Raw genomic sequence first — 26,364 nt, forward strand, 5'->3', positions numbered from 1 at the left:
CGGGGGACAGCGCTGTCCAGGGTTAACGCAATGCTATCGGGTGGCCGGGTAGTGGCGTCCGCTCGGTAGGCCGGCGTGCGGTCGGCACCCGAAAGTAACCGTACGTAGCTGATCGAGCACGTCTGGGCCATGAGCGCGCGCCGCCGGGCCGCGGCTCGGCTGACCGCCATTGACGTCGCTGCGCCCCGGATCCCGCGCGGGATCCGGGGCGCAGTCGTTTCCGCCCGGCGGCGCTCGGCCGGTGTCCGGCGGGATCGTTGGTCAGGAGACCGGTGTGATGCGGTCCCAGTACCAGTTGCCGGGGCCGGAGTCCCACACCATCTTGGTCGTTACCGACGGTGTGCCGACTCCCTGGAAGAGCCAGAGTGCGGTGCGGCCGTTGCCGTAGTCGTAGTAGGCGGCGATGTCGGTTTTGCCGTCGCCGTTGAAGTCGCCGGCGACCGGCTTGGTGCGGGTCATCTCCCAGTTGCCGGTTCCGGAGTCCCACGCGATCTTGGGTGTGACGGAGGGGGCGTCGAGTCCCTGGAACAGGAACAGTCGGGTGAGGCCGTTGTCGTAGCGGTAGTAGGCGGCGATGTCGGTCTTGCCGTCGCCGTCGAAGTCGCCGGTCACGGGTGTGATGCGGTCCCAGTACCAGTTGCCGGGGCCGGAGTCCCACACCATCTTGGTCGTTACCGACGGTGTGCCGACTCCCTGGAAGAGCCAGAGTGCGGTGCGGCCGTTGCCGTAGTCGTAGTAGGCGGCGATGTCGGTTTTGCCGTCGCCGTTGAAGTCGCCGGCGACCGGCTTGGTGCGGGTCATCTCCCAGTTGCCGGTTCCGGAGTCCCACGCGATCTTGGGTGTGACGGAGGGGGCGTCGAGTCCCTGGAACAGGAACAGTCGGGTGAGGCCGTTGTCGTAGCGGTAGTAGGCGGCGATGTCGGTCTTGCCGTCGCCGTCGAAGTCGCCGGTCACGGGTGTGATGCGGTCCCAGTACCAGTTGCCGGGGCCGGAGTCCCACACCATCTTGGTCGATACCGAGGGTGTGCCGACTCCCTGGAAGAGCCAGAGTGCGGTGCGGCCGTTGCCGTAGTCGTAGTAGGCGGCGATGTCGGTTTTGCCGTCGCCGTTGAAGTCGCCGGCGACCGGCTTGGTGCGGGTCATCTCCCAGTTGCCGGTGCCGGAGTCCCACGCGATCTTGGGCGTGACGGAGGCGGCGTCGAGTCCCTGGAACAGGAACAGTCGGGTGAGGCCGTTGTCGTAGCGGTAGTAGGCGGCGATGTCGGTCTTGCCGTCGCCGTCGAAGTCACGGAGGACGGGTACGCGGGCGTTCTGGGTGATCCAGGCGGTGATGTCGTCGGTGCGGGTCTCGGTGGCGCCCTGTCGGGTCTCGGTCTCGGCGTAGCAGCCGTGCTGCCAGGAGGTGTGGTTGAGGCCGACGAGCTCGGGACGGCCACCGGCGTCGCGCAGGGCCGGTCCGCCGGCGTCGCCCTTGCAGATCGCCGCGTCCGGGGTGGCGCCGACGAGATCGAAGGTGGTGGCGGTGGAGCCCTGCACGGTGAACTGGGCGGTGTGCTGGGTGTCGGGCACCCATTCGGTGGCGGTGCGCCCGTAGCCGGCCACGGTCACCGTCTGGCCGGTGGTGGCCGGGGTGGTGGCCAGCGCGACCGGGGCGACGTCGGTGACCGCGGAGGCGAGCTTGGCGAGCACCAGGTTGCGGCCGTCGCGCGGCACCAGGGTGGTGACGGCCAGGACGTGCCCGGCGGTGGTGGTCAGGTCGGGGCGGCCGACGGTGACGGTGGCGGGCTTGGTCGGCGGTCCGGCCGGCAGGGTCTGGCCGGGTTCGGTGAAGCAGCTCGCGGCGGTGACGACCCACCAGGCGTTGATGAGGGCACCGGTGCAGCCTCGGCCGCCCGCGTCGATTTTGGCGACGAAGCCGTAGGCGTCGGCGGGCGCCGGGGCCGGTCCGGCGACGGCGTGGGCCGGCGTGGCGGCCGTCAGGCCGATCGCGAGGGTGGAGGTCAGCAGGCCGGCGGCCCAGCCGACCCGGGTACGGGTACGTGGCACGGCGGTCTCCCCGTGGTGTGTGCCGTTCGGACGATGTGGACAGAGGTTGTCATCGTGGGCGTGCCGGACGTCGCTTATGGACGTGGTGCCCGGCGTCAACTCTGCGAGCGAAGCTCCAGCAGGATCGCGGGGCCCGTGCCGCCGGCGACCCCGACACCTTTCCAGCTGTCTTTGGGCACCGGGATGGGGTCTTTGACGGTGCTGACCTTGGCACTGATGTCGAAGTCGTTGTAGTTCCTGATCCCGTAGACGTCGTGCAGTTCGAGGGTCACGTAGCCGGTCTTGCCCGTGAACTGGAAGCAGTACGGCTGGTCGGAGTTGTAGCTCCAGACCAGCGCGGAGGTCTTCCCGGCGTCGCACCCGACGAGCAGGATGTGGCCGTCCCCCTTGATGAGCTTGATGCCGGTCGTCTTGTCGCCGTTCGGATAGTCGTAGGTCTCCACCAACGAATCCGGCGACGGTGTGCCGTCGGCGGCGGTGGCCGGCAGGGCGTGCCCGAGGCTGCTGACGCCGACCACGGCGGCGGCGACGCCCAGGACGCTGACGGCGAGCAGGCGTGGATTGATCCTCACGGTGATGTCGCTTTCGGGGTGGGGGAAGGCGTGTCTCGCGGTCGGCCGTAGGGATATCGGCTCATCGAGATCGTATTGATGTGCCACTATACGTTGCATCCGGTTCGCGTGCTGCCCGGGGTCGCGCCGCACGGATCGCTTCTGCGCGTTCATGGACGGCTGTCTGTCGCCGTTTCTCACGAGGGGATGTACGTTGCTGCTCCGAATCCGTGGGCGCCACGCGCCCGGTCACCGCCTGCGCCGACTGGTCGCCGGCGCGCTGGTGCCGATCCTCACGATGACGACGCTGTCCGTTCCGGCGGTCGCGTACGCGGACACGCCTCCGCCGTCGGGCCCGTCGGAGCCGCCCTCACCGGCGGACCTGCGGGCTGATCGCGCCGACGTCCGGTGGCTGATGCGGTTCGGCGGTCCGGCTACGGCGAAGGCCGCGAAGGCCGCGCTGCTGGGTTCGGACGAGGACGTCCGGCAGTTCCTCACCACCGGTCAGGAGTCGTTGCGCGGTCACGACCTGCGCGTTCAGGTCCTGCGCCTGATGGCTGCCGGTGGCCCCGGGGTGCGGGCCGCCGCGAGCAAGGCACTCGATGGCTCGGACTCCGACCGCGAGGACTTCGTCCGTTCCGGCTGGGACAAGGCGTGGGTCCAGGATGAGCGGGCGCGGGCGGTGCTGGTGAGCAACGAGGGCGGGTTCGCGGTGCAGCGGGCAGCGAAGACCGCTCTGGACGCCGGGGACGACGCGATAGCCGAGTTCCTGGCGTCTGGTCAGTTCAAGGCGCGCGAGCAGGACGAGCGTGCACAGGTGCTGTCCATCATGGAGTCAGGTGGGGCGGCCACCAGGGACATGGCGAAGGCGGCCCTTGACGGTGGGCCGGAGACGATCCGCGAGTTCCTGGCCACCGGTGCGGAGGTCGGGCGCGCGCGGGACGCGACGCTGGCGTCGGTGACCGAGCTGGCCGACCAGGCCAAGGCCGCAGGCCAACAGGCCGCCGCCGAGACGGAGGCCGCGAAGGAGGCCGCCGCGCAGGCTCTCGCGGCGGCCGAACGGGCCAAGGCGGCGGCGCAGCAGGCGGCCGCGGAGACCGCGGCCGCGAAGGACTCCGCGGCGAAGGCCGCCGCTGCGGCGGGTCGGGCCGCGGACGCCGCGAGCCAGGCCGCGAACGCCGCGCAGGTCGCGATCGGGGCGGCCAACCAGGCGCATGCGGCGGCCCGCGCGGCGGCCGGGGCGGCGGCGCGCGCTGCCAGCCTGGCGGTACAGGCCGGGGACGCCGCGAGGCGGGCCTACCAGGAGGCCTCGGCCGCGACGCTCGACAAGAACAGAGCCGACGACGCCCGTAGGGCCGCCACGGACGCATTGAAGATCGTGCAGGTGGCGAAGGCCGCCGCGCAGGCCGCGCAGCAGGCGTCCCAGGCCGGAAGCGCGGCGGGACAGGCCGCGCTCGCGGCGGCGTCGGCATCGGACCACGCCGACAAGGCGGGCCAGGCCGCGGATGAGGCCGGCGGCTACTCGCAGGCCGCCGGCGAGGAGGCCGACCGGGCCCGGCGCAACGCCGCGGCCGCCCACGCGGCGGCGGCCCGCGCGACGAGGGCGGCGAACGCCGCCAAGGCACTGGCCGACAAGGCCGCAGCCGCCGCGCGGGAAGCCGCGCAGGCGGCCCAGGACGCCGCGGCGCACGCCGAGGCCGCCGCGGTCGCCGCCAACAAGGCGGCCGACGCTGCGGGGCAGGCCCGCGACAAGGCGGCGGAGGCCAAGGCACACGCCGACGCCGCGATCGCGGCCGCGAACGACGCCAGCGCCGCCGCGAGCCAGGCCGAGAAGGTGGCGGCGATCGCGGACGCGGCCGAGACGGAGCGGCTCCAGCTTCAGACCGACGAGGGGGTCGCGGCGGCCGAGGCCGCGCTGCGCACCGAGGAGGAACAGCGCAACCAGGCTACGTGGGACGCCGAGGAGCAGGCCCACCGTGACGCCGAGACCCAGCAGTTGCTGGCCGATGCCGCCGCACCCGGGGCTCCCGCCGACGTGATGCTCAGCAAGGGCCGGCAGGCGGCGATGCGGCTGCTGACCGCCGCCGGGCCGTACACGAGCAGCGCAGCCGAGGAGGCCCTGATCGGTGGCGAGACGGAGATGCGCTATTTCCTCACCGACGGGCTGGCCGCGGCCGGGGAGCAGGACGACCGGACGAGGGTGGCGTACCTCGCCGAGTACGGCCAGCCCGCCGCGCTGCGAACCGCTGCGGAGCAGGCGCTGGCCGGCCCCATCGCCGGGGTCCGCGCGTTCCTCAGGACCCGCGCCTACCCGGGCAAGGCCAACGACGACCGGGCCAGGATCCTGCAGTTGATGGAGGCCGCCGGCCCCGATTCCGCGACCCACGCCGCCGGCGCCAAAGCCCTGGACGGTACCGACGCGGACCGGCAGGAGTTTCTCGCCCACGGTCAGTACGTCGCCGCGGTCCACGACGAGCGTGCTCAGATCCTGAAGATCCTGTCGGCTACGCCCGGGCCCGGCCCGGAGGTCGCGTCGGCCGCCAAGGTCGCGCTGGCCGGACCCGAGTCGTACCTGCGCGGCTTCCTGCGCGTCGGGCTCGCTCGCGCCCAGGAACGCGACTACTTCGCCGCGACGCACCGGGCCCGGGTGGGCGCGGTCGTGGCCGAAGCGGCGCGCACCGCGGCGGTCGCCCAGCAGAACGCCTACGAAGCCGCGCGGGCCGCTGTCGTCGCCCGCGGCGCCAGCGACGACGCCACCCGCTACGCCAACCAGGCGGCCGAGTCCGCCCGGCAGGCCAGCGGGTACGCCAGCCAGGCCGGTGAGTCGGCCAAGCGGGCCCAGCAATCGGCCGACCGGGCTGCCGCGTCCGCCGCGACCGCCCGGAGCGCCGCCGCGTCGGCTCACGCCGATGCGCAGCAGGCCGACCGGTCGGCCGCCGACGCCCGGTGGTCGGCGTACGTGGCTGCGGACCATGCCGGTGACGCGCGGGCCGCGGCCGACCGGGCCCGTGAGGATGCAGAGGCGGCCCACAAGAGCGCCGAGGAGGCGCAGCAGGACTACCGGACCGCCTACGACATCGCCCTCGACAAGATCAAACAGGAGGAGGAGGCTCGGCGGAAGAACCCGGGCTCCAGCGACGGCAAGCACTGCGACCGGCCGGCCGGCTACGGCGCCGACCCGTCCTGCTATCCCAGCCTGCCCAACCTCAACCGGACCGCGAACGACGGCGAGATCATCTGCTACACCTGGAACGCGGAGGCCGGCCAGAAGCAGTGCGGCTACACCGTCGTCACCCCGGAAGACCGCCGGATCTTCGAACAGCAGCGCCAGGCCCAGGAGAGTCTCAACGCCTGCCTGATGCTCGTACCCGGTTGCTTCAGCGTCGTTACCGCCATCATCGGTGCTTCCGATCCGGACGCGCTACGCGACCCGGAAACGATTCTGGATGCCACGCTCCAGGTCCGGATGGGGGAGAAGGCGGCGCAGCTCACCCGTGAGTGGAAGCTCTACGGCAAGGTCCGGTGCGGCGCGGGCGGGAACAGCTTCGACGGCCACACCGAGGTCGTGATGGCTGATGGCAGCACCAAGCCCATCAGCGCCGTCAAGCTCCATGACCGGGTTCGGGCCACGGATCCGGTCAAAAAGTCCACCGGTGCCCGTGAAGTGATCGCGCTGCACCGCCATCAGGACACCGATCTGGCCGACGTCAGGATCAGAGACGACAGGGGTCGCATCTCGACGATCCACACAACCCAGGAGCACCCCTTCTGGAACGCCGGACGCAACGTGTGGACCGAGGCGAAGGACCTGACACACGGCGATCGTCTGTACGCGTCGGAGACGGTCAGGCCCACCGTTGTCGGGACCACCTCGTTCACCGGCGGTGAGGCGATGTACAACCTCACGGTCGCCGGTGTCCACACCTACTATGTGGTGGCCGGGCGTACGCCGGTGCTGGTGCACAACGCCCGGTGCACGACGCCGCTGACCAAGGAACAGCAGATAGACCTGGCCAAGTTCCTCGGTTACACCAGAGTTCGCGGAAACTACGGCAAATCCGAGGTGTACGAAATCAAGAAGCCCGGTTCCGGGCAGCCCCGGTACATCAGCCGCGATCTACCGACCGACCAGCACAATGGGGGAGTCTTCAAGGGAGCGAACAAGATCGAAGACCTCTGGAAGAAGGAAACGCGTATGGGTACCTACGATCTCGACATCGTCGACGGCACCGTACGCGGCCTCGTGAAGATCGGCGACTGATGCGGAATCGACGTTGGTACCGGATCGCCCGTCAGAGCGGTTCGGAACCGGCACAAGTTGTCTCTGTGTTGTTGAAGGCGATCCCGTCGCTCGCCACAGAGCCGTTCGTCATCCGAAGTCCCGAGGCGCGTTGCCGGCGCGACACCTGGGACCCGGCGAAGCTTCACGATGGCCGGGTTGTCCAGGGTGACGATCTGCTCCGGCTCGTCGGCGACCTCCTCGAGGACGCCTGTTTCTGGTGTGAGCTCCAGTCCGACCACACCGATGTCCACGTTTCGGAAGAGGCCGTCTACCTCGGGTTCTCATCAGATCAGCCCGGTTTGGCAACAGCCTTCCACGCCGAGCCCGTGACCGCTTCGCCGTATGCGGACGACGACATGGGCGCCTCGCCGTACCGGCCGGCCTCGACCGACTACTGGATGGAGGTGGAGCGCCTGCTGGACAGGTACGGTTCGCTGACTCTGCTCAGCCAGTGGGCTGCCGGCATTGGCGGAGAGCAGTGGTACCACGTCCGGAGCGCGGCTGACCTCGCCGTCGCTCGACGCGAAGTCGTCGCCCGGTCGGTTCTCGCCGCCTTCGCCCCCGCACATTTCGTCGTGATCGGCGTCAGTAGCGAAGCCGAGGTCGAAGCGTTCATCGGCGGGGAGCCCCTGTACGGAAATCTGCGCTGGCTCGCCCCGGGGCAGGGGCCGAAGCTCGTGACGGCCACGGTCGACGACGAGAACGATCTGCGGGACAAGATGAGCGTGCCGCGGCCGGGTACCGTACTTCTCTCCTGGCCGGAGGATGACCTGGCCGGACTCCTGTTTGCCGCTTGCCCCGACGAAGATGGGGTTGTCCGGACGACGTTCAGATTCGGTTAGGACCCTGGCTCGTCGGGGTGGCGTGCCGCGAGGGGCGGCACCGTCAGAAAAAATCTTGGAAAAAATCCGGTCGCGGTGTCGATCCGGCCGGTCCCCCGCTCGACGCGTTGGTGGAGACACGGTTCACCGGCCGGGTGAACCACCGACGACGAGGAGACAGCGATGCGGGTCATGGTCCTGGTCAAGGCCAGCGCGGACACCGAGGCGGGCGTTCTGCCGAGCGAGGAGATGCTCACCGCGATGGGCAGGTACAACGAGGAGCTGGTCAAGTCCGGCGTCCTGCTCGCCGGCGAGGGGCTGCACCCGAGCTCGAAGGGGGCCCGGGTCCGGTTCTCGAACGGCGGGACGACCGTGATCGACGGGCCGTTCACCGAGGCCAAGGAGCTGATCGCCGGTTTCTGGCTGTGGCAGGTCGCGTCGATGGAGGAGGCGATCGAGTGGGCCCGGCGCTGCCCGAGCCCGACCGGCGCGGAGTCCGAGATCGAGATCCGGCCGGTTTTCGAGCCCGACGACTTCGGCCCCGCGCTCACCCCCGAACTCAGGGAGAACGAGGAGCGGCTGCGCGCGCAGTCGGCCGAGAACCGGTAGCCGGACCCGTCGGCGTCACCCGACGGCCTCTTCCGTCGCCGCCGCCTCTTCCGCGCGTTTTTCCTGGATGAGGCGGCGGCTGCGGACCAGTCGCAGCAGGGTGACCAGGCCGATGCCACCGACGATGTTGCCCAGGATCGCCCAGCCGACCCAGGTCAGCCAGTCGAGGTAGCCGTACGGGGCGTGGCCGGTGTGCAGCCCGGCGAAGATCAGCAGCGAGTCCAGGATCGAGTGGTTGAGCTGCAGGCCGGCCAGCAGGAACCCGGCGGCGACCGCGGCGACGATCCGCGCGGGCATCGACTCGGTTCCGTGCTGCATCCGCGTCATCAGGGTGATCGTGCTGCCCCCGAGGACGGCCAGGCAGAACGATTCCAGGTTGATGCCGAGGTCGACGAAGTGTCGGCCACCCTCGATCGCCTGCGACCCCAGGCTCGGGAACGCCTTCATGATCAGCCAGGTGATGATCCAGCCGCCGACGAGGTTGGCCACCAGCACCACGAACCACATCCGTACGAGGTCGACGACGCGGGCCTTGCCGGCGGCGACGGTGGTCACCGGGATGAGAAACCCCTCGGTGAACAGTTCACTGTGGCCGAGCAGCAGCGCGATCAGCCCGATCGAGAAAGCGACCCCGGCGAGCAGGTGGTTGTGGGTGGCGGCGAGCACCGCGAGTAGCGCCAGCACACCCGTGGCGACGTCGAAGCCGCCGAGCGCCCCCGTGGCGGACAGCGCGAGCCACCCCCGGTGGAGCCGTGGCTCGCCCTCCTCCACGATCCGGTCGAGCGATTCCTCCACCCGGGCCTCGCCGGGCTCGACGCGTCCGGAGCCGTTCACGGTCATGTCGGTGGACTTACCCGGGGTCGGTCGGCGGCAATCGGTGGTTGTCGGCCTAGGGCGGGGACGTGCGGATCGGGCATCCGGGCGAGAGCCGGGAGACCATGGCCGGTCCTCGCAGGATCATGGCGGTCATGGCTCAGATCGGGTAAGGGCCGGTCGATAGAGGGTGCGGTGGTATCCCCGCCTCGTCGCGGACGGCGCGGCGGGTACCGGATCGGACTCGGCGCATTCAGCGACGAAGGGAGGCGTGGGTGGCACGACAGCGGTCGGAAGCCGAGAAGCGGATCGCGAACCTACTGCTGACCGCCAAGGAGTCGCTCGGCGTCAGTGCCGCGTTCCTGACCCGGATGGACGAGACCACGCAGTACCTCGAGGTGATGGAGTCGTCGGTACCCCTGCCGTTCGAGGAGGGCCACGGCCACCCCCGGGAAGCCAGCTTCTGTCACGCGGTCCTCGACGGCAGGCTACCGGCGGTCATGCCCGACGTCCGGGCGTTTCCGGAGGCGGCAGTGCTCCCCGCCGTCGCGCTTGGCGTGCGCAGATTCGCGTCGGTTCCGGTGGTCCTGAGCGACGGCACCCTGTACGGCACCTTCTGCGCCGCGGGCCTCGCCTCCGATGACGAGATCAGCCAGCGGGACAGGGCGCTCATGGAGGTCCTCGCGCAGGCTGCCTCGGTGATCATTGAGCCCGAGGTGCGTACCCGGGCCCGCGAGTCGGAGATCCACGACCGGCTCAACCCGGTCGTGGCGGCCGGCGGCCCGGTGGTGGTGCTCCAGCCGATCGTCGATCTCGCAACCGGGATGCGTAAAGGAGCGGAGGCGCTCAGCCGCTTCCCCGAGGCCTGGAACAAGGCGCCGGACGTCTGTTTCGCCGAGGCGCACAGCGTCGGTCTGGGGCACCGCCTGGAGGTACTCGCCCTGGAGCGGGCCGCAGACCACCTGAAGCGGGTCTCCGGCTACATCGCCATGAACGTGTCCCCGTCCACCCTGCTCACCCGCGCGTGCACGGATCTGCTCGGCCATCTCCCGGTCGAGCGCATCCTGCTCGAACTCTCCGAGCACGATCCGGTCGAGGACTACGACGCGCTGCACGCCGCTCTCGCACCGTTGCGCGCACGCGGCATGCGCCTCGCGATCGACGACGTGGGCGCCGGCTTCTCGTCCCTTCGCCACATCGTCCTCACCGCCCCGGAAGTGATCAAGCTGGACAGCAGCCTCGTCACCGGGGTCAACGCCGACCCCGTCCTCACGGTCCTGGTCCGTTCGATGGTGGAGTTCGCGCACGGCTGCCAGGCGCGGGTCGTCGCCGAGGGGGTCGAGACCGCCGAGGACGCAGCCGCGTTGCTGGCCCTGGGGGTGGACTGCGGTCAGGGTTGGCACTTCGGCCGTCCCGGCAGTCCGGAACAGCTCCGGCCGTGGTCGCCCGTCGCGGGCGATGAGCCGGGCGCCGATCATCCCGCCGCCGCCTGAGGCAGGTGGCCCGCCGCTGAGCGGTTCGGACAGTATGGAGGCGCGGGTACCCGCGAGGTCCGAGGGCACCTGCTCATCGCGGTAGGGGACAGGGGGAGCCGTGGCGGTCGGTCCATTGACCCAGATCTACATCGCTGTGCGGAACATCTACAGTTCGATCGGGTTCTACCGCGACATTCTGGGCGTGCCGTTCCTCTTCAAGGTCCCCGACCAGCCGGTGGCCTATTTCCAGAGCGGAAACGTGCGGCTGTGCCTCGGGAAACCCGAGTCGCCCGCGCAGGCGACCAAGGCTCTCATCTACTTCCCGGTCGATGACCTCGACGCCGAGTACGTCCGGCTGTCGCGGATCGGCCTGGAGTTCGAGCAGGATCCGTACCTCGTGCGCCGCTCCGGACTGCAGGAGGTACGGATGGCGATGCTCCGCGACCCCGACGGGCACAGCATCGCGTTGGTCCAGGAGCGGCAGGTCAGCTGACCGCAGCCGCCGCCGGCGGCTCGGCGTCGGCCTTCGGGGTTACGCTGGACGTCATCACCCCCACCCTCGCGCAGGTTGCGGGGTTTTCGTCGTGCGTACTCCACCCGAAGGTTTGCCATGAAGCTGTCCGGCCTGCTCCGCGCCGCACTCGACGATCCCGCGCTCACCCGCGCCCGTGACCTGGCGCGCGCCGGCCACGTCGACCTCCCTGTCGAGGTCACCGCACCCGCGGCGCTGCGGCCGTTCGTGATCGCCGCTATCGCCGCCGACGGCGGCCCCGACGGCGCCGCGGCGGCAGACGGTGCGGTCGGCGCCGGCCGGCCGGTCCTCGCCGTCACCGCGACCAGCCGGGAGGCCGAAGACCTCGCCGCCGCCCTCGGCTGCCTGCTGCCCGCCGATGAGATCGCGGTCTACCCGTCCTGGGAGACGCTGCCGCACGAGCGGTTGTCACCGCGCTCGGACACCGTCGGCCGGCGCCTCGCCGTGCTGCGGCGGCTGGCCCACCCGGACCCCGCCGACCCGACCCGCGGGCCGGTGCGCGTCGTCGTCGCGCCCGTCCGCAGCGTGCTCCAGCCGCAGCTCAAGGGCCTGGGCGACCTGGAGCCGGTGGAGCTGCGCCCCGGTGGCGCCGCCGACCTCGACGAGGTGGCCCGGCGGCTGTCCGAGATCGCGTACGCGCGGGTCGACCTGGTCACGAAGCGGGGCGAGTTCGCCGTACGCGGCGGCATCCTCGACGTGTTCCCGCCGACCGAGGAGCACCCGGTGCGGGTGGAGTTCTGGGGCGACGAGGTCGAGGAGATCCGCACGTTCGCCGTCGCCGACCAGCGCACCCTGGCCACCGCCGACCGATTGTGGGCGCCGCCGTGCCGCGAGCTGCTGCTTACCCCTGAAGTCCGCGAAAGAGCCCGGCAGTTGGCGGAGAAGCACCCCGAGCTGGCCGAGATCCTCGACAAGCTGGCCGAGGGGATCCCGGTGGAGGGCATGGAGTCGCTCGGACCCGCGTTGCTCGACGGCAGCGACTCGATGGAGCTGCTGCTGCACACCATGCCGGCCCGCACCCACGTCGTGCTGTGCGACCCGGAGCGCATCCGCACCCGGGCCCACGACCTCGTCCGGACCAGCGAGGAGTTCCTCCAGGCGAGCTGGGCCGCGGCGGCGGTCGGCGGCCACGCCCCGATCGACCTGGGCGCCGCCGCGTTCCGCACCCTCGCCGACGTGCGGGCGGCGGCGGCAGCGGCCGGCCAGGCGTGGTGGTCGATCTCGCCGTTCGGCGTGGCCGAGCCCACCCCGGCCGCGGAGCCGCTGCCCTGGGAGGAGGGGGAGACGTCCGGTTCCGTCGACGTCGCCGACGACGCCGCCAAGATCACGGTGTCGGCCCAGCCGGTGCCGCTCTACCACGGCGAGACCGGCCGCGTCGTCGACGACCTCAAGCGGTGGGTCACCGACGGGCTGCGGGTGGTGCTCGTCTTCGAGGGTTCCGGCCCCGCCCAGCGCGCGGTGGAGGTGCTGCGCGACGGCGGCCTCGGGGTGACACCCACCGACATGCTCGTCACCGAGCCCGCCGACGGCGGCGTCACCGTCACCACCGGTTCGCTGGGCAACGGCTTCCTCGACGAGGCCGGACGCCTGGTCATCGTCACCGGCACGGACATCTCCGGCGGCCGGGGCGCGTCCACCAGGGACATGCGCAAGATGCCCAGCCGCCGGCGCAACCAGATCGACCCCCTCGAGCTGCGCCCCGGCGACTACGTCGTGCACGAGCAGCACGGCATCGGGCGGTACATCGAGATGGTCCAGCGCACCGTCAACGGCGCCGACCGGGAGTACCTGGTCATCGAGTACGCGCCGAGCAAGCGCAACCAGCCCGGCGACCGGCTGTTCGTGCCGACCGACCAGCTCGACCAGCTCTCCCGGTACGTCGGTGGCGAGACGCCGACGCTGCACAAGATGGGCGGCGCCGACTGGCAGAAGTCCAAGGCGCGGGCCCGCAAGGCGGTCAAGGAGATCGCCGCGCAGCTCATCCAGCTCTACGCCGTACGGCAGAACTCGAAGGGCCACGCCTTCGGCCCGGACTCGCCCTGGCAGCGCGAGCTGGAGGACGCCTTCCCGTACACCGAGACCCCCGACCAGCTCGCCGCGATCGAGGAGGTCAAGGGCGACATGGAGAAGTCGGTGCCGATGGACCGGCTGATCTGCGGCGACGTCGGGTACGGCAAGACCGAGATCGCCGTACGGGCGGCGTTCAAGGCGGTACAGGACGGCAAGCAGGTGGCGGTCCTCGTGCCGACCACTCTGCTGGCGCAGCAGCACTACAACACGTTCTCGGAGCGGATGGCGCAGTTCCCGGTCGAGATCCGGCAGCTGTCGCGGTTCGTGACCCCCAAGGAGGCCGAGGAGACGCTCGCCCGGATGGCCGACGGTACGACCGACATCGTCATCGGCACGCACCGGCTGCTGCAGAGCTCCACCCGGTTCAAGAACCTGGGTCTGATCATCGTGGACGAGGAGCAGCGCTTCGGCGTGGAGCACAAGGAGCACCTCAAGACGCTGCGGGCATCGGTCGACGTGCTGGCCATGTCGGCCACGCCGATCCCGCGCACCCTGGAGATGGCGATCACCGGCATCCGGGAGATGTCGACGATCGCGACCCCGCCGGAGGAGCGCCACCCGGTCCTGACCTACGTCGGGGCGTACGACGACAAGCAGGTCGCCGCCTCCATCCACCGTGAGCTGCTGCGTGACGGCCAGGTCTTCTACCTGCACAACCGGGTCGAGTCGATCGAGCGGGCCGCGCGGCGGCTGCGCGAGCTCGTACCCGAGGCGCGGATCGCGGTGGCCCACGGCCAGATGGGCGAGGAAGCCCTCGAAAAGATCATGGTGGGCTTCTGGGAGAAGGAGTACGACGTGCTCGTCTCCACCACGATCGTGGAGAGCGGCATCGACATCCCCAACGCCAACACCCTCATCGTGGAGCGCGCCGACTTGCTCGGCCTGGCCCAACTGCACCAGATCCGGGGCCGGGTCGGCCGCGGGCGGGAGCGGGCGTACGCCTACTTCCTGTACCCGCCGGAGAAGCCGCTGACCGAGCACGCCCACGAGCGGCTGGCGACCATCGCCCAGCACACCGAGCTCGGCGCGGGCATGTACGTGGCGATGAAGGACCTCGAGATCCGGGGTGCGGGCAACCTGCTCGGCGGCGAGCAGTCCGGCCACATCGAAGGGGTCGGCTTCGACCTGTACGTGCGGATGGTCGGCGAGGCGGTGCAGGCCTTCAAGGGCGAGCGGCCGGAGGAAGAGGCCGAGGTCAAGGTCGACCTGCCGGTCGACGCGCACCTGCCGCACGACTACATCGGCGTGGAGCGGCTGCGCCTGGAGATGTACCGCAAGCTCGCCGGCGTCCGGGACGCGGCGGCGCTCGACGAGACCGTCGCCGAGATGCGCGACCGGTACGGCGAGCCGCCGGCCCAGGTCGCCAACCTGATCGCGGTGGCCCGGTTCCGGCTGCTGATGCGCTCCTACGGGCTGACCGACGTGTCGGTTCAGGGCAAGCACATCCGGTTCGGGCCGCTCAGCCTGCCCGACTCCAAGCAGTTGCGGCTCAAGCGGTTCTACCCGGACGCGGTGTACAAGGCGGCCGTCGACACCGTGTCGCTGCCCAGGCCGATGACCAAGCGGATCGGCGGGGAGCCGCTGCGCGACACGGCGCTGCTGGACTGGGCGGCTGAGCTGCTCAAGACCGTCCTCGGCGAGCCGGCTCTCGTCTGATGATCGCGGAAACGTTTCCGTGTCCCGGCACGGAAACGTTTCCGCGATCATGGGGAGTTGGGTGAAAGTAGCGATCGCGGTCGTGAGAGAGTGTGGGCCATGCAACGTGCTCGTCGTCTGGCGCTTCTCGCCGTTCTCCCTGTCGTCGGAACGTTCGCGCTCACCGGTTGCCGTTCGCAGCCGGGCACCGCGGTCTACATCGGCTCGACGTCGTACAGCCAGAAGTACGTTGACGACCTCGCCGACCAGCTGCGCAAGATGCCGAGCTTCAGCACGGGCGACAGCCGCCAGACCATCGCGCAGTGGCTGATCCTGCGCGATCTGAGCAAGCGGCTGGTGGCCGACAACCGGTGGCAGCAGCCGGCGGTCGACGAGAAGACCGCGACCGCCACCATCGAAAACGGCCTGCAGCAGGCGGGTGGCCAGGTCAACACCGAGTCGGTGCGGCCGCTCATCAAGCTCTACGCGCAGCTGGAGGCCTACCAGGGCGCGGTGCAGGAGCACATCACTCCGCAGCACGCGACCGCCGCCGACTACGCCGACCTGTACCAGCGGGCCAAGGCGGCCGGACAGGTGCCGCCGAACGTGGACGAGGCGACCTACACCAAGACCGTCGGCCAGCAGAACGAGCAGACGATCCAGGCCGTCCTCGGCGCCCGCAAGCTTTACGCCGACGCGGTCAAGGCGGCCCCCGTGTCGCTCAACCCCAAGTACGGCCCGGCGGAGCTGGCCCTGCTGAGCAACCAGGGTGCTCCGTTGATCGTCCTGCCGCTCAAGGCCGGCGCCGGCCAGCAGCCGGTGGTGCCCGCGCCGGCGCAGCCGCAGACCCAGGCTCAGGCCAACGGCTGACGGGTAGTCATGGCGGGCCGGATCGTCCTGCTGGTCACCTCGCCCCGGCTGCCGGCCGGCCTGCTGACCGCCGCCGCCTGGGACGCCGTCCGTAGCCTCCCGGTGCTGGCCGGCGCCGAGAGCGAGCAGACCGAGGCGCTGCGGGCGGCCGGGGTGGACGTACGGATCGTGCCGGCCGCGGCTGACGAGGTGCTCGCGGCCGCCGCGCCGGACGTGGTGTGGCTGGCGGGGCCGACCGGCGACCAGCATCTCGCCCGCGAGCTGGGGATGCGGCTGGCGCGCGAGCCGGGCCTGGCGGAGCTGGAGCTGATGTACGGCTCCTGGGATCCGCCGGGGGCCCGGCTGCTCGACGCCGTGGCGGTGATGGACCGGCTGCTGTCACCCGGCGGCGACCCGTGGAAGCGGGCGCAGACCCACGCCAGCCTCGCGCCGTACCTGCTGGAGGAGGCGTACGAGGCGTACGACGCGATCCTCGCCGGCGACCCCGGGCACCTCCGCGAGGAGCTGGGGGACGTGCTGCTCCAGGTGATCCTGCACGCCCGGCTCGGCGAGGACGCCGAGGAGCCGTTCACGATCGACGACGTCGCCGGCGGGCTGGTCGACAAGCTGATCCGGCGCAATCCACACGTGTTCGCCGACACCGCGGTGCACAGCATCGACGAGATCACCGAGAACTGGGAGCGGATCAAGCAGGAGGAGAAGGCGCGGGGGTCGGCGATGGACGGCATCGCGCTCGTGCAGCCGGCGCTTTCGCTCGCGGCCAAGGTGCTCGGCCGCGCTCAGCGTGCCGGTGTGGACGTGCCGCTGCCCGCCACCGACGACCTCGGCGCGCGGCTGCTCGCGGCGGTCGCGCGGGCCCGGGAGCAGGGGCTCGACCCGGAGGGTGCGCTGCGGCAGGCTGCGCTCGACTACGCCGACGCGGTCCGGCGCGCCGAAGCCCCGACCGCCTCCGACGATCCTGAAGGATCCGCGGGGTCATAGCGCCCCGGATCCTTCAGGATCATGGAGATGGTGAGGCCGACGGCGACGACGAGCACGCCGAACGCCTGCCCCGGCGCGGGCGACCGCCGGTCCAGCAGCGCCTGCGCGGCCAGGCTCGCCACCGGGAGCACACCCGCGAACAACCCGGCCCTGGCGACGCCCAGGCGCCGCAGGCCCGCGTACCAGAGCAGGAACGCGCCGACGGTGAGGACCAACGCCAGGTAGCCCAGCGCCGCCAGCTCCGTCGAGGTCGGCAGGCGCGGGTGCTCACGGGCCACGACGGCCGCGCCCGCGAGCATCGGTACGGCCAGGGCGCAGGTCCACGCCGACACCCGCACCGCGCCGAGTCGTGGCAGCACCGGCGCGGCCAGCAGGGAGAACAGGGCCTCCCCGGCCAGTGTCCCGACCGCGGACAGCAGGCCGCGCCCGGTGGCCTGGCCGGCGCCCTCGACCAGCGCGGCTCCGACCACCACGACCGAGGACGCGACGACCAGCCGGCGGGAGATCCGCTCCCGGCGGCTCAGCGGGCCGGCCACCGTGAGTACCAGCGGCGAGCAGCCGACGATCGTGCCGACGACCGCCGCGTCCGCGTGGCGCAGCGCGTCGAGCAGACACAGGTTGAACCCGACGAGCCCGGTCGCCGCCAGGGCCGCCAGCCGGGCCACATCCCGCCGGTCCGGCCTCGCGCCCGGCCTGACCAGTACGGCGAGAACGACGGCTGCCACCGCGTACCGGAGGGCCTGTCCGGTGAGCACCGGGTAGTCGAGCAGGGACCGGCTGACCGCCACCGATCCGCCCAGAATGGTCATCGCCGTCACGCAGGCAGCGGCGCCGGAAGCATGGGGACGTCTCACGGATGCGACGGTAGGCCGATGATTGGTACTGGCTACAGTGCCAATCACCGGCCGATTCGGAGGACCAATTGCCGGGCTGGGAAGCCATCGTCGACCTCGACCGGACGCGACCGCGCCTCGGCGAGCAGGTGACGTGCGCGCTGCGGGCGGCCATCTCGGCGGGACGGCTGACGCCCGGAACGCGGCTGCCGTCCACCCGTGACCTGGCAGCCGACCTGGGCCTGTCGCGGGGCGTCGTGGTCGGCGCGTACGAGCAGCTCGTCGCGGAAGGCTGGCTGGTGGGCCGGCGCGGCTCAGGCACCGTCGTGGCGAGCGCGGTCGCGCCGGCCGTCACCGAACCGCAGGGGCGCGACGGCGGTCGCCCCGCCGTCGCGCCGCTGCGTCCGGGCGTACCCGATCTCGGCATGTTCCCGCGCGCGGTGTGGCGGCGGGCGTACGAGCGGGCGCTGGCCGGCGCGCTGGACGCCGATCTCGACTACGGCGACCCGGCCGGATCGTCCCGGCTGCGCCGTGCGCTGGCCGCCTACCTGGGCCGGGTACGGGCCGCGCAGGTCGACCCGGCCGGGCTCTGCGTGACGACCGGGGCGGCGCAGGCTGTCACCCTGCTCGCCAGCGTGTTGCGGGCGGCCGGGGCGACGCGGGTCGCGGTGGAGGACCCGGGCCCCGCGTCAGCCCGTGACCTGCTGGTGAGCCACGGGCTGCGGCCGGTACCCGTACCCGTCGATCCTGGTGGGCTGGACGTCGCCGCGCTGGCCCGGTCGCGTGCCACGGCGGTGCTCGTCACGCCGGCTCACCAGTTCCCGACCGGGGTCGTGCTGGCGCCCGACCGGCGCGCGGCGCTCGTGGCGTGGGCGCGGCACACGGGCGGGCTCGTCGTGGAGGACGACTACGACGCCGAGTTCCGGTACGACCGCGACCCGGTGGGCTGTCTGCAGGGGCTGGCCCCGGACGTGGTCGCGCTCGTCGGGTCGGTCAGCAAGGCGCTCGCTCCCGCCCTGCGGATCGGCTGGCTGGCCGTGCCCCCGGCGTTCCGCGACGCCGTCACCGCGGCGAAGTTCGCAGCCGACCTCGGCGGGCCGGTCCTCGACCAGCTCGCCTTCGCCGAACTGCTGGCCTCCGGCGGGTACGACCGGCATCTGCGGCGGGCGCGCCGGTCCCACCGGCAGCGTCGCGACGCCCTCGTGGCCGCGCTGCGCCGGGACCTGCCGCAGGCCCGGATCTCCGGGGTGGCGGCCGGACTTCATCTGGTCGTGGAGCTACCGGCCGGCGTGGACGACGTCGCGGTCGCCGAGCGGGCGCGCGACGCGGGGCTGGGTCCGACCGCGCTGTCGCGACTGCGGCTGCGCGGGGGCGGCCGACCGGGCCTGGTGCTCGGGTACGCCGCGCACACTCCACAGGAGCTGGACCGGGCGGTACGGGTCCTGGCGCGACTGGTCGAGCGTGAACCGGGGCGCTAGGTGGTCGCCGGTCCGGCCCCGCGGGTAGGTTGCTCGCATGCCGCAGGACTTCGTGCCGCTTGCCGAACTCATCGTCGATGCCGTCCTCGAAACCAGCCCCGCGCTGGCCGCGTTCGCCGGCGACCACCGCTTCGACGACCGGCTGCCCGACTACTCGCCGGAGGCTGTCGCCGGTGACGTCGCGATGCTGCGGGACGCCTCGTCGGCGCTGTCGCAGGTCGACGTCGACACGCTCGAACCCGAGGACCAGGTGGACCACGCGGTGCTGCTGGCGCGGGTCGAGCGGTCGCTGTTCGAGCTGACCGAGGTACGCGAGCACGAGTGGAACCCGCTCGCGCACAACCCGGGCTCCCTGCTGTACGGGCTGATCGCCCGGCCGTTCGCGCCGGCCGAGCAGCGGCTGATGTCGATCGCGTCCCGGCTGTCGGCGATCCCGGACGCGCTCGCGACGGCCCGCTCGGTGCTCACCGACTGCCCGCGCATCCACCTCGAGACCGCCGTCGGCCAGTTCTCCGGCACGGCGGCGCTGGTCCGCGACGAGCTGCCCGCCCTGATGGCCGAGGCGCCGGCGCTCACCGGCACGATCGAACCGCTGCGGCAGCGCGCGATCGCGGCGCTCGGCGAGTTCGTCACCTGGCTGTGCGACCGGGCCGCCGAGGCCGGCGACGGCGGCCGGGATCCGCGGCTGGGCCGGCGGCTGTGGGAGGCGCGGCTGTGGCACGCGCTCGACACGGAGCTGTCGGCCGCGGAGATCCTCTCGCGGGCGCGGGCCAACGTCGAGCGGGTCACCGGGGAGCTGCGCGAGCTGGCAGCCGAGATCACCGGCGGGAGTGACATCCGGGTCGCGCTCGATCAGCTCGCCGCCGAGCACCCCGACAACACCACGATCGTGGATCTGGCGAAGGTGACGCTGGGGGAGGCGACGGAGTTCGTCGGCCGGCACGAGCTGGTCACCCTCATCGACGATCCGTGTCTGATCATGGAGATGCCCGAGTTCGCCCGCGGCATCGCCGTCGCGTACTGCGACCCGCCCGGTCCGCTGGAGACCGGCGACCTGCCGACGTTCTACTGCATCGCGCCGACGCCGGCCAACTGGTCCGCCGAGCGGGTGGAGTCGTTCTACCGCGAGTACAACAACCACATGATCCGCAATCTGAGCGTGCACGAGGCGATGCCGGGGCACTTCCTCCAGCTCGCCCACTCGCGCCGGTTCCGCGGCTCGACACGGGCCCGCGCGCTGGGCTTTTCCGGCCCGTTCGTGGAGGGCTGGGCGGTGTACGCCGAGGAGCTCATGGTCTCCTGCGGGTTCGGTGGCGCGCCGGTACGGGCCCAGCAGCTCAAGATGCAGCTGCGCATGAGCATCAACGCGATCCTCGACCAGCTCGTGCACTGCGAGGGGATGACCGAGGCCGACGCGATGGCGATGATGCGCGACGAGGGCTTCCAGGAGGAGGGCGAGGCGGCCGGCAAGTGGCGTCGGGCGCTGCTCACCTCGACCCAGCTGTCGACCTACTTCGTGGGGTACACCGAGGTCTCGGCGATCGCGAAGGAGCGTCCGGCCGGCGTCTCCGTACGGGACTGGCACGACCGGATGCTGGCCCACGGCTCGCCGGCGCCCCGCCACGTACGCGCGCTGCTGGGCTGAACGCTACGAGCGCTTCGTGCGCTGGTCGACGATCTGGGCGCCGGCCGGCGGGGTGAACGCGTCGTCGGCGATCGTCGTGGCGTAGCGGGTGAGCGAGATGTCCACGGACGCGCCGTCGACGACGCCGTTGAACGAGCCGAGTACGCCGTCCGACGTGATGCAGGCGTCGAACGCAGAGGCGGGCGCGTTCTCCACCCCGGAGACCTCGACGCAGGTCGCGTGCTCACCGGCGAGCGTGGTGTCGTGCTGCTTGATCACGGTGTTCGACGACAGCGACGCGGCGGTGAGGAGGTTGACGACGAGGGTGGGCGGCACCATGCCCCGGTTGCGCAGCACGTTCACCAGCGTCGTCGTGGCGTCCGAGCCGCCGGGCGGCGGCGCGGTCAGGGTGCACGTGGTCGTACCGCCGGCGGTCTGGCAGTCCATGGTCGCCTCGCGCGTCGTCGCGTACTTGCCGGCGGGGTAGATGTAGGCCGTCCGCATGGGGGACTGCGCCTGGACGATCGTGGCCTGCCCCCCGCCGGGCAACTGGTAGTCGGCGGTGTAACTGAGCTCGCTGGCGTGGTCGAGCCGGCTCGCCAGTTCGTTGACCAGATGGGCGCGGTCGATCACCTGCTGCGCGTCGCCGATCGAGGCGCATCCCGTCAGCCCGCCGAGCGCCGTCGCGAGCAGCGCGGCCACGGCGCGTCGGCGGTGGTGGCGGGCGGTGGACCGGGGACGCGCGTGACGCATGCGCCATAGCCTCGCCCTTAACGTCGAGTAAACGCAAACCCCTTCCTGTTCGCCGGTGCGGTTTGGCGTCGACCGGGCGGGAAAGTGTGACCGGCGGCACATCGGTTGAGATCACCGAGGCGCGTGAGCCAGCTCGCGGGAGCGTCGATAGGCTGCCGGTGTACATGTGCCGCATCGGCGCGGCTCTGGCGTTCTCGATAAGGCGAAGGAGCGCAAGCAGTGGCCACCATCGAGGGAATCGTCGCCCGCGAGATCCTCGACTCGCGGGGTAACCCGACGGTCGAGGTCGAGATCGGGCTCGACGACGGCACGATCGCACGGGCAGCCGTGCCGTCCGGCGCCTCCACCGGCGCTTTCGAGGCTCTGGAGCTGCGCGACGGCGACCCCAAGCGCTACGGCGGCAAGGGTGTCCAGCGCGCGGTCGAAAACATCACCGAACGGATCGCACCCGAGCTGGTCGGGTACGAGGCGAGCGAGCAGCGCGCGATCGACCAGCGCATGCTCGAGCTGGACGGCACGCCGGACAAGTCCAACCTGGGTGCCAACGCGATCCTCGGCGTCTCGCTGGCCGTGGCCAAGGCCGCCGCCACCTCGGCCGAGCTCAGCCTGTTCCGTTACCTGGGCGGCCCCAACGCGCACCTGCTGCCGGTGCCGATGATGAACATCCTCAACGGGGGTGCCCACGCCGACTCGAACGTGGACATCCAGGAGTTCATGATCGCTCCGATCGGGGCGTCCACGTTCGCGGAGGCGCTGCGGTACGGCGCCGAGGTGTACCACACCCTCAAGTCCGTACTGAAGAAGAAGGGCCTGTCGACCGGGCTCGGTGACGAGGGCGGCTTCGCGCCCAGCCTGCCGGCGAACGCCGCCGCGCTGGACCTGATCGCCGAGGCGGTCTCGGCCGCCGGGTACACGCTCGGCGAGGACATCGTGCTCGCGCTCGACGTCGCCGCGACGGAGTTCTACAAGGACGGCGGGTACGTGTTCGAAGGCGCGTCCAAGTCGGCGGACGAGATGGTCGCCTACTACGCGAAGCTCGTCGACTCCTACCCGATCGTGTCGATCGAGGACCCCCTCGCGGAGGAGGACTGGGCCGGCTGGACCGCGATGACGGGTGAGCTGGGTCGGCGCATCCAGCTCGTCGGTGACGACCTGTTCGTGACCAACCCGCAGCGCATCGCCCGCGGTATCGCCGAGGGCGCGGCCAACGCGGTCCTGGTCAAGGTCAACCAGATCGGTTCGCTGACGGAGACGTTCGACGCGGTCGAGCTGGCCCACCGCAGGGGCTACCACACGATGATGAGCCACCGGTCGGGCGAGACCGAGGACACCACGATCGCGGACCTGGCCGTCGCGGTCGGCTCGGGGCAGATCAAGACCGGTGCGCCGGCCCGGTCCGAGCGGGTCGCCAAGTACAACCAGCTGCTGCGCATCGAGGACGAGCTCGACGACGCGGCCCGGTACGCCGGTCGCGGCGCCTTCCCGCGGTATCGTCAGGGTTGATTTCTCCGCCGATCTTGGACACGTGGCGGGGCTATAGGCCCGCCACGCGTCCAAGATCGCGGAAGTGGCCGAGGGGAGGGCGCGCATGCCACAGCGGCGAACGCCGAGCGGGCAGGGGCCCGGTGCCCGCGGTGGCCGGGACCTCCGCGGCGGCCGGCGGACCGGCGCGCGATCGGTCGGCCGTGACGCGGGTACCCGCGTCGAGTCGGCGCGCTCCAGCGGCCTGCGCGGCTCCGTCCGCACCGGAGCCGTCCGCACGACGGCGTCACGGGTGGGCGGAGCGGACGGCGTCCGTTCGAGCAGCCGACCGGCCGCGGCGCGCCGCGCTGCCGGCGGCGGTGTCGCCAAGCGCACCCGGGCGCCCCAGCCGCGCCGGCTGACCGGCCGGGCCGCCGTGCTGTGCATGGTGCTGATCGGGCTGCTGCTGGCGTACGCGTACCCGGTGCGGGTCTACCTCTCCCAGCAGAGCGAGATCGACCAGTTGGAGAGCAGGCAGGCCGCGCAGCGAGCGCGGATCGCCGACCTCAGCGGCCGGCTGGAAAAGTGGAACGACGACGAGTACGTCAAGGCGCAGGCGCGCGGGCGGCTGCTGTTCACCATGCCCGGCGAGAAGCCGCTGTTGGTGATCGACAAGTCCCAGCCGCAGGACAACAAGCCCGGCAAGGTCGGGGCGGTGGAGACGCCGGCCGACGGGGGCGCTGACGCCGGCCCCTGGTACGGCAAGCTCTGGTCCAGTGTCCGCGCCGCCGATCAGGGAGCACGCTAGTTGGTTGATCAGGAGGCGGTCGGCCCGCCCACCCGAGAGCCGGTCACCGATACCGACCTCGCCGTCGTCGCCGCACAGCTCGGCCGGGTGCCGCGCGGCACCCGGTTCGTGGCGCACCGCTGCCCGTGCGGCCTGCCGGACGTCGTCGAGACGACGCCCCGGCTGCCCGACGGCACCCCGTTCCCCACGCTGTTCTACCTGACCTGCCCGCGCGCGGTGGCCGAGTGCAGCCGGTTGGAGTCGGCCGGGGTCATGAAGGAGATGACCCAGCGCCTGGCCGACGACCCGGAGCTCGCGGAGCGCTACCGCGCCGCCCACGACGACTATCTGACCCGGCGCGAGGCGGTCGGCCACGTGCCGGAGATCGCGGGTACGTCCGCGGGCGGCATGCCCGGCCGGGTCAAGTGCCTCCACGTCCACCTCGCGCACCGGCTCGCGGTCGGGCCGGGTGTGAATCCGATCGGCGACGAGACGCTCGCCCTGGCCGCCGAGTGGTGGGCTGCCGGACCCTGCGTCGCGGGATAGCCTTGCCGACCGTGGAGGTCATAATCCGACGGGCACGGCCCCGTGACGTACGCGAGATCCAACGCCTGATCGAGACGTACGCCGACGACCGGATCCTGCTGTCCAAGGCGCCCGTGGCGCTCTACGAGGACGTACAGGAGTTCTGGGTGGCGGAGCGCACGTCCGACGGGCGGGTGGTCGGCTCCGGCGCCCTGCACGTGCTGTGGGAAGACCTCGCGGAGGTACGCACGGTCGCGGTCGACCCGTCGTGCCGCGGGCAGAAGATCGGCCACCGGATCGTGTCGGAGCTGCTCGCGGTGGCGCGGGAGTTGGACGTGGCTCGGGTCTTCGTGCTGACGTTCCAGACCGAGTTCTTCGCCTCCTTCGGCTTCCAGCCGATCGACGGCACCCCGGTGTCGCCGACGGTGTACGAGGAGCTGCTGCGCTCGTACGACGAAGGCGTCGCCGAGTTCCTCGACCTCGAGCGGGTCAAGCCGAACACGCTCGGCAACACGAGGATGCTGCTGCACCTGCGCTGACGGCGACCTGGGTAGGGTTGGCCGCGTGACGAGGGTGGCGGCGATCGACTGCGGTACCAACTCAATCCGGCTGCTGGTGGCGGACCTGGACGGCGGCGCGCTGACCGACGTGGTCCGCCGCATGGAGATCGTTCGGCTCGGCCAGGGCGTCGACCGTACGGGCCGGCTGGCCCCTGAGGCGATCGAGCGCACCCGGGTGGCGCTGGCCGACTACGCGGCTCAGATCAAGGAACTGGGCGCGGAGCGGGTACGGATGGTGGCCACGAGCGCCACCCGCGACGCGGCCAACGCCGCCGACTTCCGGGCCATGGTGGTCGGCACGCTGGGCGTCGCGCCGGAGGTCGTCAGCGGCGACGAGGAGGCCCGGCTGTCGTTCACCGGCGCCGTCCGTGGCCTGCCGGCGGACCTCGCGAAGCCGTACCTGGTGGTGGACATCGGGGGCGGCTCCACGGAGTTTGTCCGCGGTGCCGTCGACGTGGACGCCGCGATCAGCGTGGACATCGGGTGCGTGCGGATGACCGAGCGGCACCTGCACGGCGACCCGCCCACGCCGGACGAGGTCGCCGCGGCCGAGGCCGACATCGCCGCCGCGGTCGACCGGGCGCTGGAGGCGGTCAAGGGCCACGACGCGGGTACGCTCGTCGGCCTCGCGGGATCGGTCACCACGGTGGTCGCGATCGCGCTGGGGCTGACCGGGTACGACCCGCAAGCGATCCACCACGCCCGGATCGGGTACGCCGACGTGGCGAAGGTGAGCGCGGACCTGCTGGCGGCCACGCGTGAGCAGCGGCTGGCGATCCCGGTGATGCACCCGGGCCGGGCCGACGTGATCGGGGCCGGGGCGCTCATCCTCCGCGTCATCATGCAGCGGGCCGGCGTCGACGCGGTCGTCGCCAGCGAGCACGACATCCTGGACGGCATCGCGTACAGCCTGGGGTGACGCGCCGCTCCCCGCCCGCCGCGCTCGCCGCGGCGCTCCGTCGCCCGCCGCGCCCGCCGCGCTCCAAGATCCGCGCAATGTGTGCAACATTGCTGCCTCCCGGCGTGGGATAGCAGCAATGTTGCACAAGTTGCGGGGATCTTCGGATACTGTGCCGTCCGTCGATGCGCACCGACGCTGGAGGACCCGCCGTGGCCGATGAGGTGACCCCGCCGGAGGCGGTCGAGCCGCCGGAGGCGGCAGTTCAGCCCGAGCCGTTCGAGCCGGCCGGCGCGGAGCCTCCCGAGCCGTCGGAGCCTCCCGAGCCGGCCGGCGCGGAGCCGCCTGTCGTCGCCGCGGAGGCACGGAAGCGCTGGACGCCGCGCCGTACGTTCGCCGCCGTCGGGTGGGCCGTGACCGCCGCTGTCGTCATAGCCGCGGTGGTGGCGGCCGTCGCCATCGTGACGGGTAACCACGGCGGTGGTCGGTCACTTCGCGCGAAGGCGGGCGATTGCCTCTCCGGCGACAGTGATCATGATCTCAGGTTCGTCCAGTGTGACGACCCGGCCGTCAAGTGGACCGTCGTCAGTGTCGTCGATGGCCAGAGCCAGCGGGATTCGCGGCAGAAGTCCTGCCAGCGCTGGCCGGAGGCGCAGGCGTCCTACTGGGAGAGCCGCAACGCCCAAAACGGATTTGTCCTATGTCTACGGCCGGTGACGCCAGGCTGAGCCGTTCCGACGGTGAATTTAGGGTGTACCCC

The 26,364-nt window shown here is 71.6% G+C and carries 21 protein-coding genes; 16 read left to right on the forward strand and 5 right to left on the reverse strand.

Features of this window, described 5'->3' with window-relative positions; genetic code table 11:
* Nucleotides 1-261: 261 nt before the first annotated feature.
* Together HC031_RS10970 and HC031_RS10975 are read right to left on the reverse strand one after the other, a co-directional pair.
* A complete protein-coding gene (locus HC031_RS10970) occupies nt 262-2,046 on the reverse strand; it encodes an FG-GAP-like repeat-containing protein (RefSeq protein ID WP_167925112.1) in 1,785 nt (594 codons plus the stop codon).
* A gap of 95 nt (nt 2,047-2,141) precedes the next feature.
* A complete protein-coding gene (locus tag HC031_RS10975) occupies nt 2,142-2,618 on the reverse strand; it encodes a hypothetical protein (protein WP_167925113.1) in 477 nt (158 codons plus the stop codon).
* 193 nt (nt 2,619-2,811) lie between these two features.
* On the opposite strand from HC031_RS10975, the gene HC031_RS10980 reads away from it, so the two are divergent.
* From HC031_RS10980 to HC031_RS10990, 3 genes are all read left to right on the forward strand, one after another.
* The gene (locus HC031_RS10980; protein ID WP_167925114.1) at nt 2,812-6,858 is read left to right on the forward strand and encodes a polymorphic toxin-type HINT domain-containing protein; all 4,047 of its coding nucleotides are present in this window, start codon (nt 2,812-2,814) and stop codon (nt 6,856-6,858) included.
* A gap of 65 nt (nt 6,859-6,923) precedes the next feature.
* On the forward strand, nt 6,924-7,721 hold the full coding sequence (locus tag HC031_RS10985; protein ID WP_167925115.1) for a hypothetical protein: 798 nt from the start codon (nt 6,924-6,926) through the stop codon (nt 7,719-7,721).
* Between the two features lie 162 nt (nt 7,722-7,883).
* The gene (locus HC031_RS10990) at nt 7,884-8,309 is read left to right on the forward strand and encodes a YciI family protein (protein WP_167925116.1); all 426 of its coding nucleotides are present in this window, start codon (nt 7,884-7,886) and stop codon (nt 8,307-8,309) included.
* A gap of 15 nt (nt 8,310-8,324) precedes the next feature.
* Here HC031_RS10990 and HC031_RS10995 read toward each other — a convergent pair whose 3' ends face one another.
* Nucleotides 8,325-9,149 (reverse strand): formate/nitrite transporter family protein, encoded by an 825-nt coding sequence (locus HC031_RS10995; protein WP_167925117.1) that lies wholly within the window; start codon nt 9,147-9,149, stop codon nt 8,325-8,327.
* Nucleotides 9,150-9,397: 248 nt separating this feature from the next.
* Between HC031_RS10995 and HC031_RS11000 the strand changes: the two genes are divergently transcribed.
* The 5 genes from HC031_RS11000 (at nt 9,398) to HC031_RS11020 (ending at nt 16,685) form a co-directional block, all read left to right on the forward strand.
* The gene (locus HC031_RS11000) at nt 9,398-10,615 is read left to right on the forward strand and encodes an EAL domain-containing protein (RefSeq protein ID WP_167925118.1); all 1,218 of its coding nucleotides are present in this window, start codon (nt 9,398-9,400) and stop codon (nt 10,613-10,615) included.
* 100 nt (nt 10,616-10,715) lie between these two features.
* Nucleotides 10,716-11,090: a VOC family protein gene (locus HC031_RS11005; protein ID WP_167925119.1), complete on the forward strand. Its 375-nt coding sequence runs from the start codon at nt 10,716-10,718 to the stop codon at nt 11,088-11,090.
* A gap of 117 nt (nt 11,091-11,207) precedes the next feature.
* A complete protein-coding gene (gene mfd, locus HC031_RS11010; protein ID WP_167925120.1) occupies nt 11,208-14,855 on the forward strand; it encodes a transcription-repair coupling factor in 3,648 nt (1,215 codons plus the stop codon).
* Between the two features lie 99 nt (nt 14,856-14,954).
* Entirely contained in the window at nt 14,955-15,704 is a 750-nt protein-coding gene (locus tag HC031_RS11015; protein WP_167925121.1) for a hypothetical protein, read from the forward strand.
* A 9-nt stretch (nt 15,705-15,713) separates the two neighbouring features.
* Entirely contained in the window at nt 15,714-16,685 is a 972-nt protein-coding gene (locus tag HC031_RS11020) for a nucleoside triphosphate pyrophosphohydrolase (protein ID WP_167925122.1), read from the forward strand.
* Here HC031_RS11020 and HC031_RS34340 read toward each other — a convergent pair.
* On the reverse strand, nt 16,613-17,539 hold the full coding sequence (locus HC031_RS34340) for an EamA family transporter (protein WP_167925123.1): 927 nt from the start codon (nt 17,537-17,539) through the stop codon (nt 16,613-16,615). The two genes, HC031_RS11020 and HC031_RS34340, sit on opposite strands and share 73 nt — an antisense overlap.
* Nucleotides 17,540-17,607: 68 nt before the next feature.
* Here HC031_RS34340 and pdxR point away from each other — a divergent pair, with 68 nt between their 5' ends.
* Nucleotides 17,608-18,996, forward strand: a complete 1,389-nt coding sequence (gene pdxR, locus HC031_RS11030; RefSeq protein WP_205862552.1) for a MocR-like pyridoxine biosynthesis transcription factor PdxR — start codon at nt 17,608-17,610, stop codon at nt 18,994-18,996.
* A 37-nt stretch (nt 18,997-19,033) separates the two neighbouring features.
* On the forward strand, nt 19,034-20,641 hold the full coding sequence (locus HC031_RS11035) for a DUF885 domain-containing protein (protein ID WP_167925124.1): 1,608 nt from the start codon (nt 19,034-19,036) through the stop codon (nt 20,639-20,641).
* Between the two features lie 3 nt (nt 20,642-20,644).
* On the opposite strand, the gene HC031_RS11040 is transcribed toward HC031_RS11035, so the two are convergent.
* Complete coding sequence (locus HC031_RS11040) at nt 20,645-21,373, reverse strand: hypothetical protein (protein ID WP_240942344.1); 729 nt, start codon at nt 21,371-21,373, stop codon at nt 20,645-20,647.
* A gap of 219 nt (nt 21,374-21,592) precedes the next feature.
* On the opposite strand from HC031_RS11040, the gene eno reads away from it, so the two are divergent.
* From eno to HC031_RS11070, 6 genes are all read left to right on the forward strand, one after another.
* Nucleotides 21,593-22,876: a phosphopyruvate hydratase gene (gene eno, locus HC031_RS11045; protein ID WP_167925125.1), complete on the forward strand. Its 1,284-nt coding sequence runs from the start codon at nt 21,593-21,595 to the stop codon at nt 22,874-22,876.
* 85 nt (nt 22,877-22,961) lie between these two features.
* Nucleotides 22,962-23,642 carry an FtsB family cell division protein gene (locus HC031_RS11050; protein WP_167925126.1) on the forward strand — a complete coding sequence of 227 codons (681 nt, stop codon included), beginning with the start codon at nt 22,962-22,964 and terminating at the stop codon, nt 23,640-23,642.
* Entirely contained in the window at nt 23,643-24,167 is a 525-nt protein-coding gene (locus HC031_RS11055) for a DUF501 domain-containing protein (protein WP_167925127.1), read from the forward strand.
* A gap of 11 nt (nt 24,168-24,178) precedes the next feature.
* Nucleotides 24,179-24,685, forward strand: a complete 507-nt coding sequence (locus HC031_RS11060; RefSeq protein ID WP_420813626.1) for an amino-acid N-acetyltransferase — start codon at nt 24,179-24,181, stop codon at nt 24,683-24,685.
* Between the two features lie 34 nt (nt 24,686-24,719).
* On the forward strand, nt 24,720-25,625 hold the full coding sequence (locus HC031_RS11065; RefSeq protein ID WP_167925181.1) for a Ppx/GppA phosphatase family protein: 906 nt from the start codon (nt 24,720-24,722) through the stop codon (nt 25,623-25,625).
* Nucleotides 25,626-25,816: 191 nt separating this feature from the next.
* A complete protein-coding gene (locus HC031_RS11070) occupies nt 25,817-26,332 on the forward strand; it encodes an LppU/SCO3897 family protein (protein ID WP_167925129.1) in 516 nt (171 codons plus the stop codon).
* Nucleotides 26,333-26,364 lie beyond the last annotated feature (32 nt).

It is taken from the genome of Planosporangium thailandense (assembly GCF_011947195.1).
GTDB classification, from domain to species: domain Bacteria; phylum Actinomycetota; class Actinomycetes; order Mycobacteriales; family Micromonosporaceae; genus Planosporangium; species Planosporangium thailandense.

Coding starts and splice junctions, on each gene's coding strand:
- HC031_RS10990 (WP_167925116.1), top strand. CDS start 7,884: ATGCGGGTCATGGTCCTGGTCAAGGCCAGCGCGGACACCGAGGCGGGC.
- HC031_RS10995 (WP_167925117.1), bottom strand. CDS start 9,149: ATGACCGTGAACGGCTCCGGACGCGTCGAGCCCGGCGAGGCCCGGGTG.
- mfd (WP_167925120.1), top strand. CDS start 11,208: ATGAAGCTGTCCGGCCTGCTCCGCGCCGCACTCGACGATCCCGCGCTC.
- HC031_RS11015 (WP_167925121.1), top strand. CDS start 14,955: ATGCAACGTGCTCGTCGTCTGGCGCTTCTCGCCGTTCTCCCTGTCGTC.
- HC031_RS11020 (WP_167925122.1), top strand. CDS start 15,714: ATGGCGGGCCGGATCGTCCTGCTGGTCACCTCGCCCCGGCTGCCGGCC.
- HC031_RS11035 (WP_167925124.1), top strand. CDS start 19,034: ATGCCGCAGGACTTCGTGCCGCTTGCCGAACTCATCGTCGATGCCGTC.
- HC031_RS11040 (WP_240942344.1), bottom strand. CDS start 21,373: ATGCGTCACGCGCGTCCCCGGTCCACCGCCCGCCACCACCGCCGACGC.
- HC031_RS11050 (WP_167925126.1), top strand. CDS start 22,962: ATGCCACAGCGGCGAACGCCGAGCGGGCAGGGGCCCGGTGCCCGCGGT.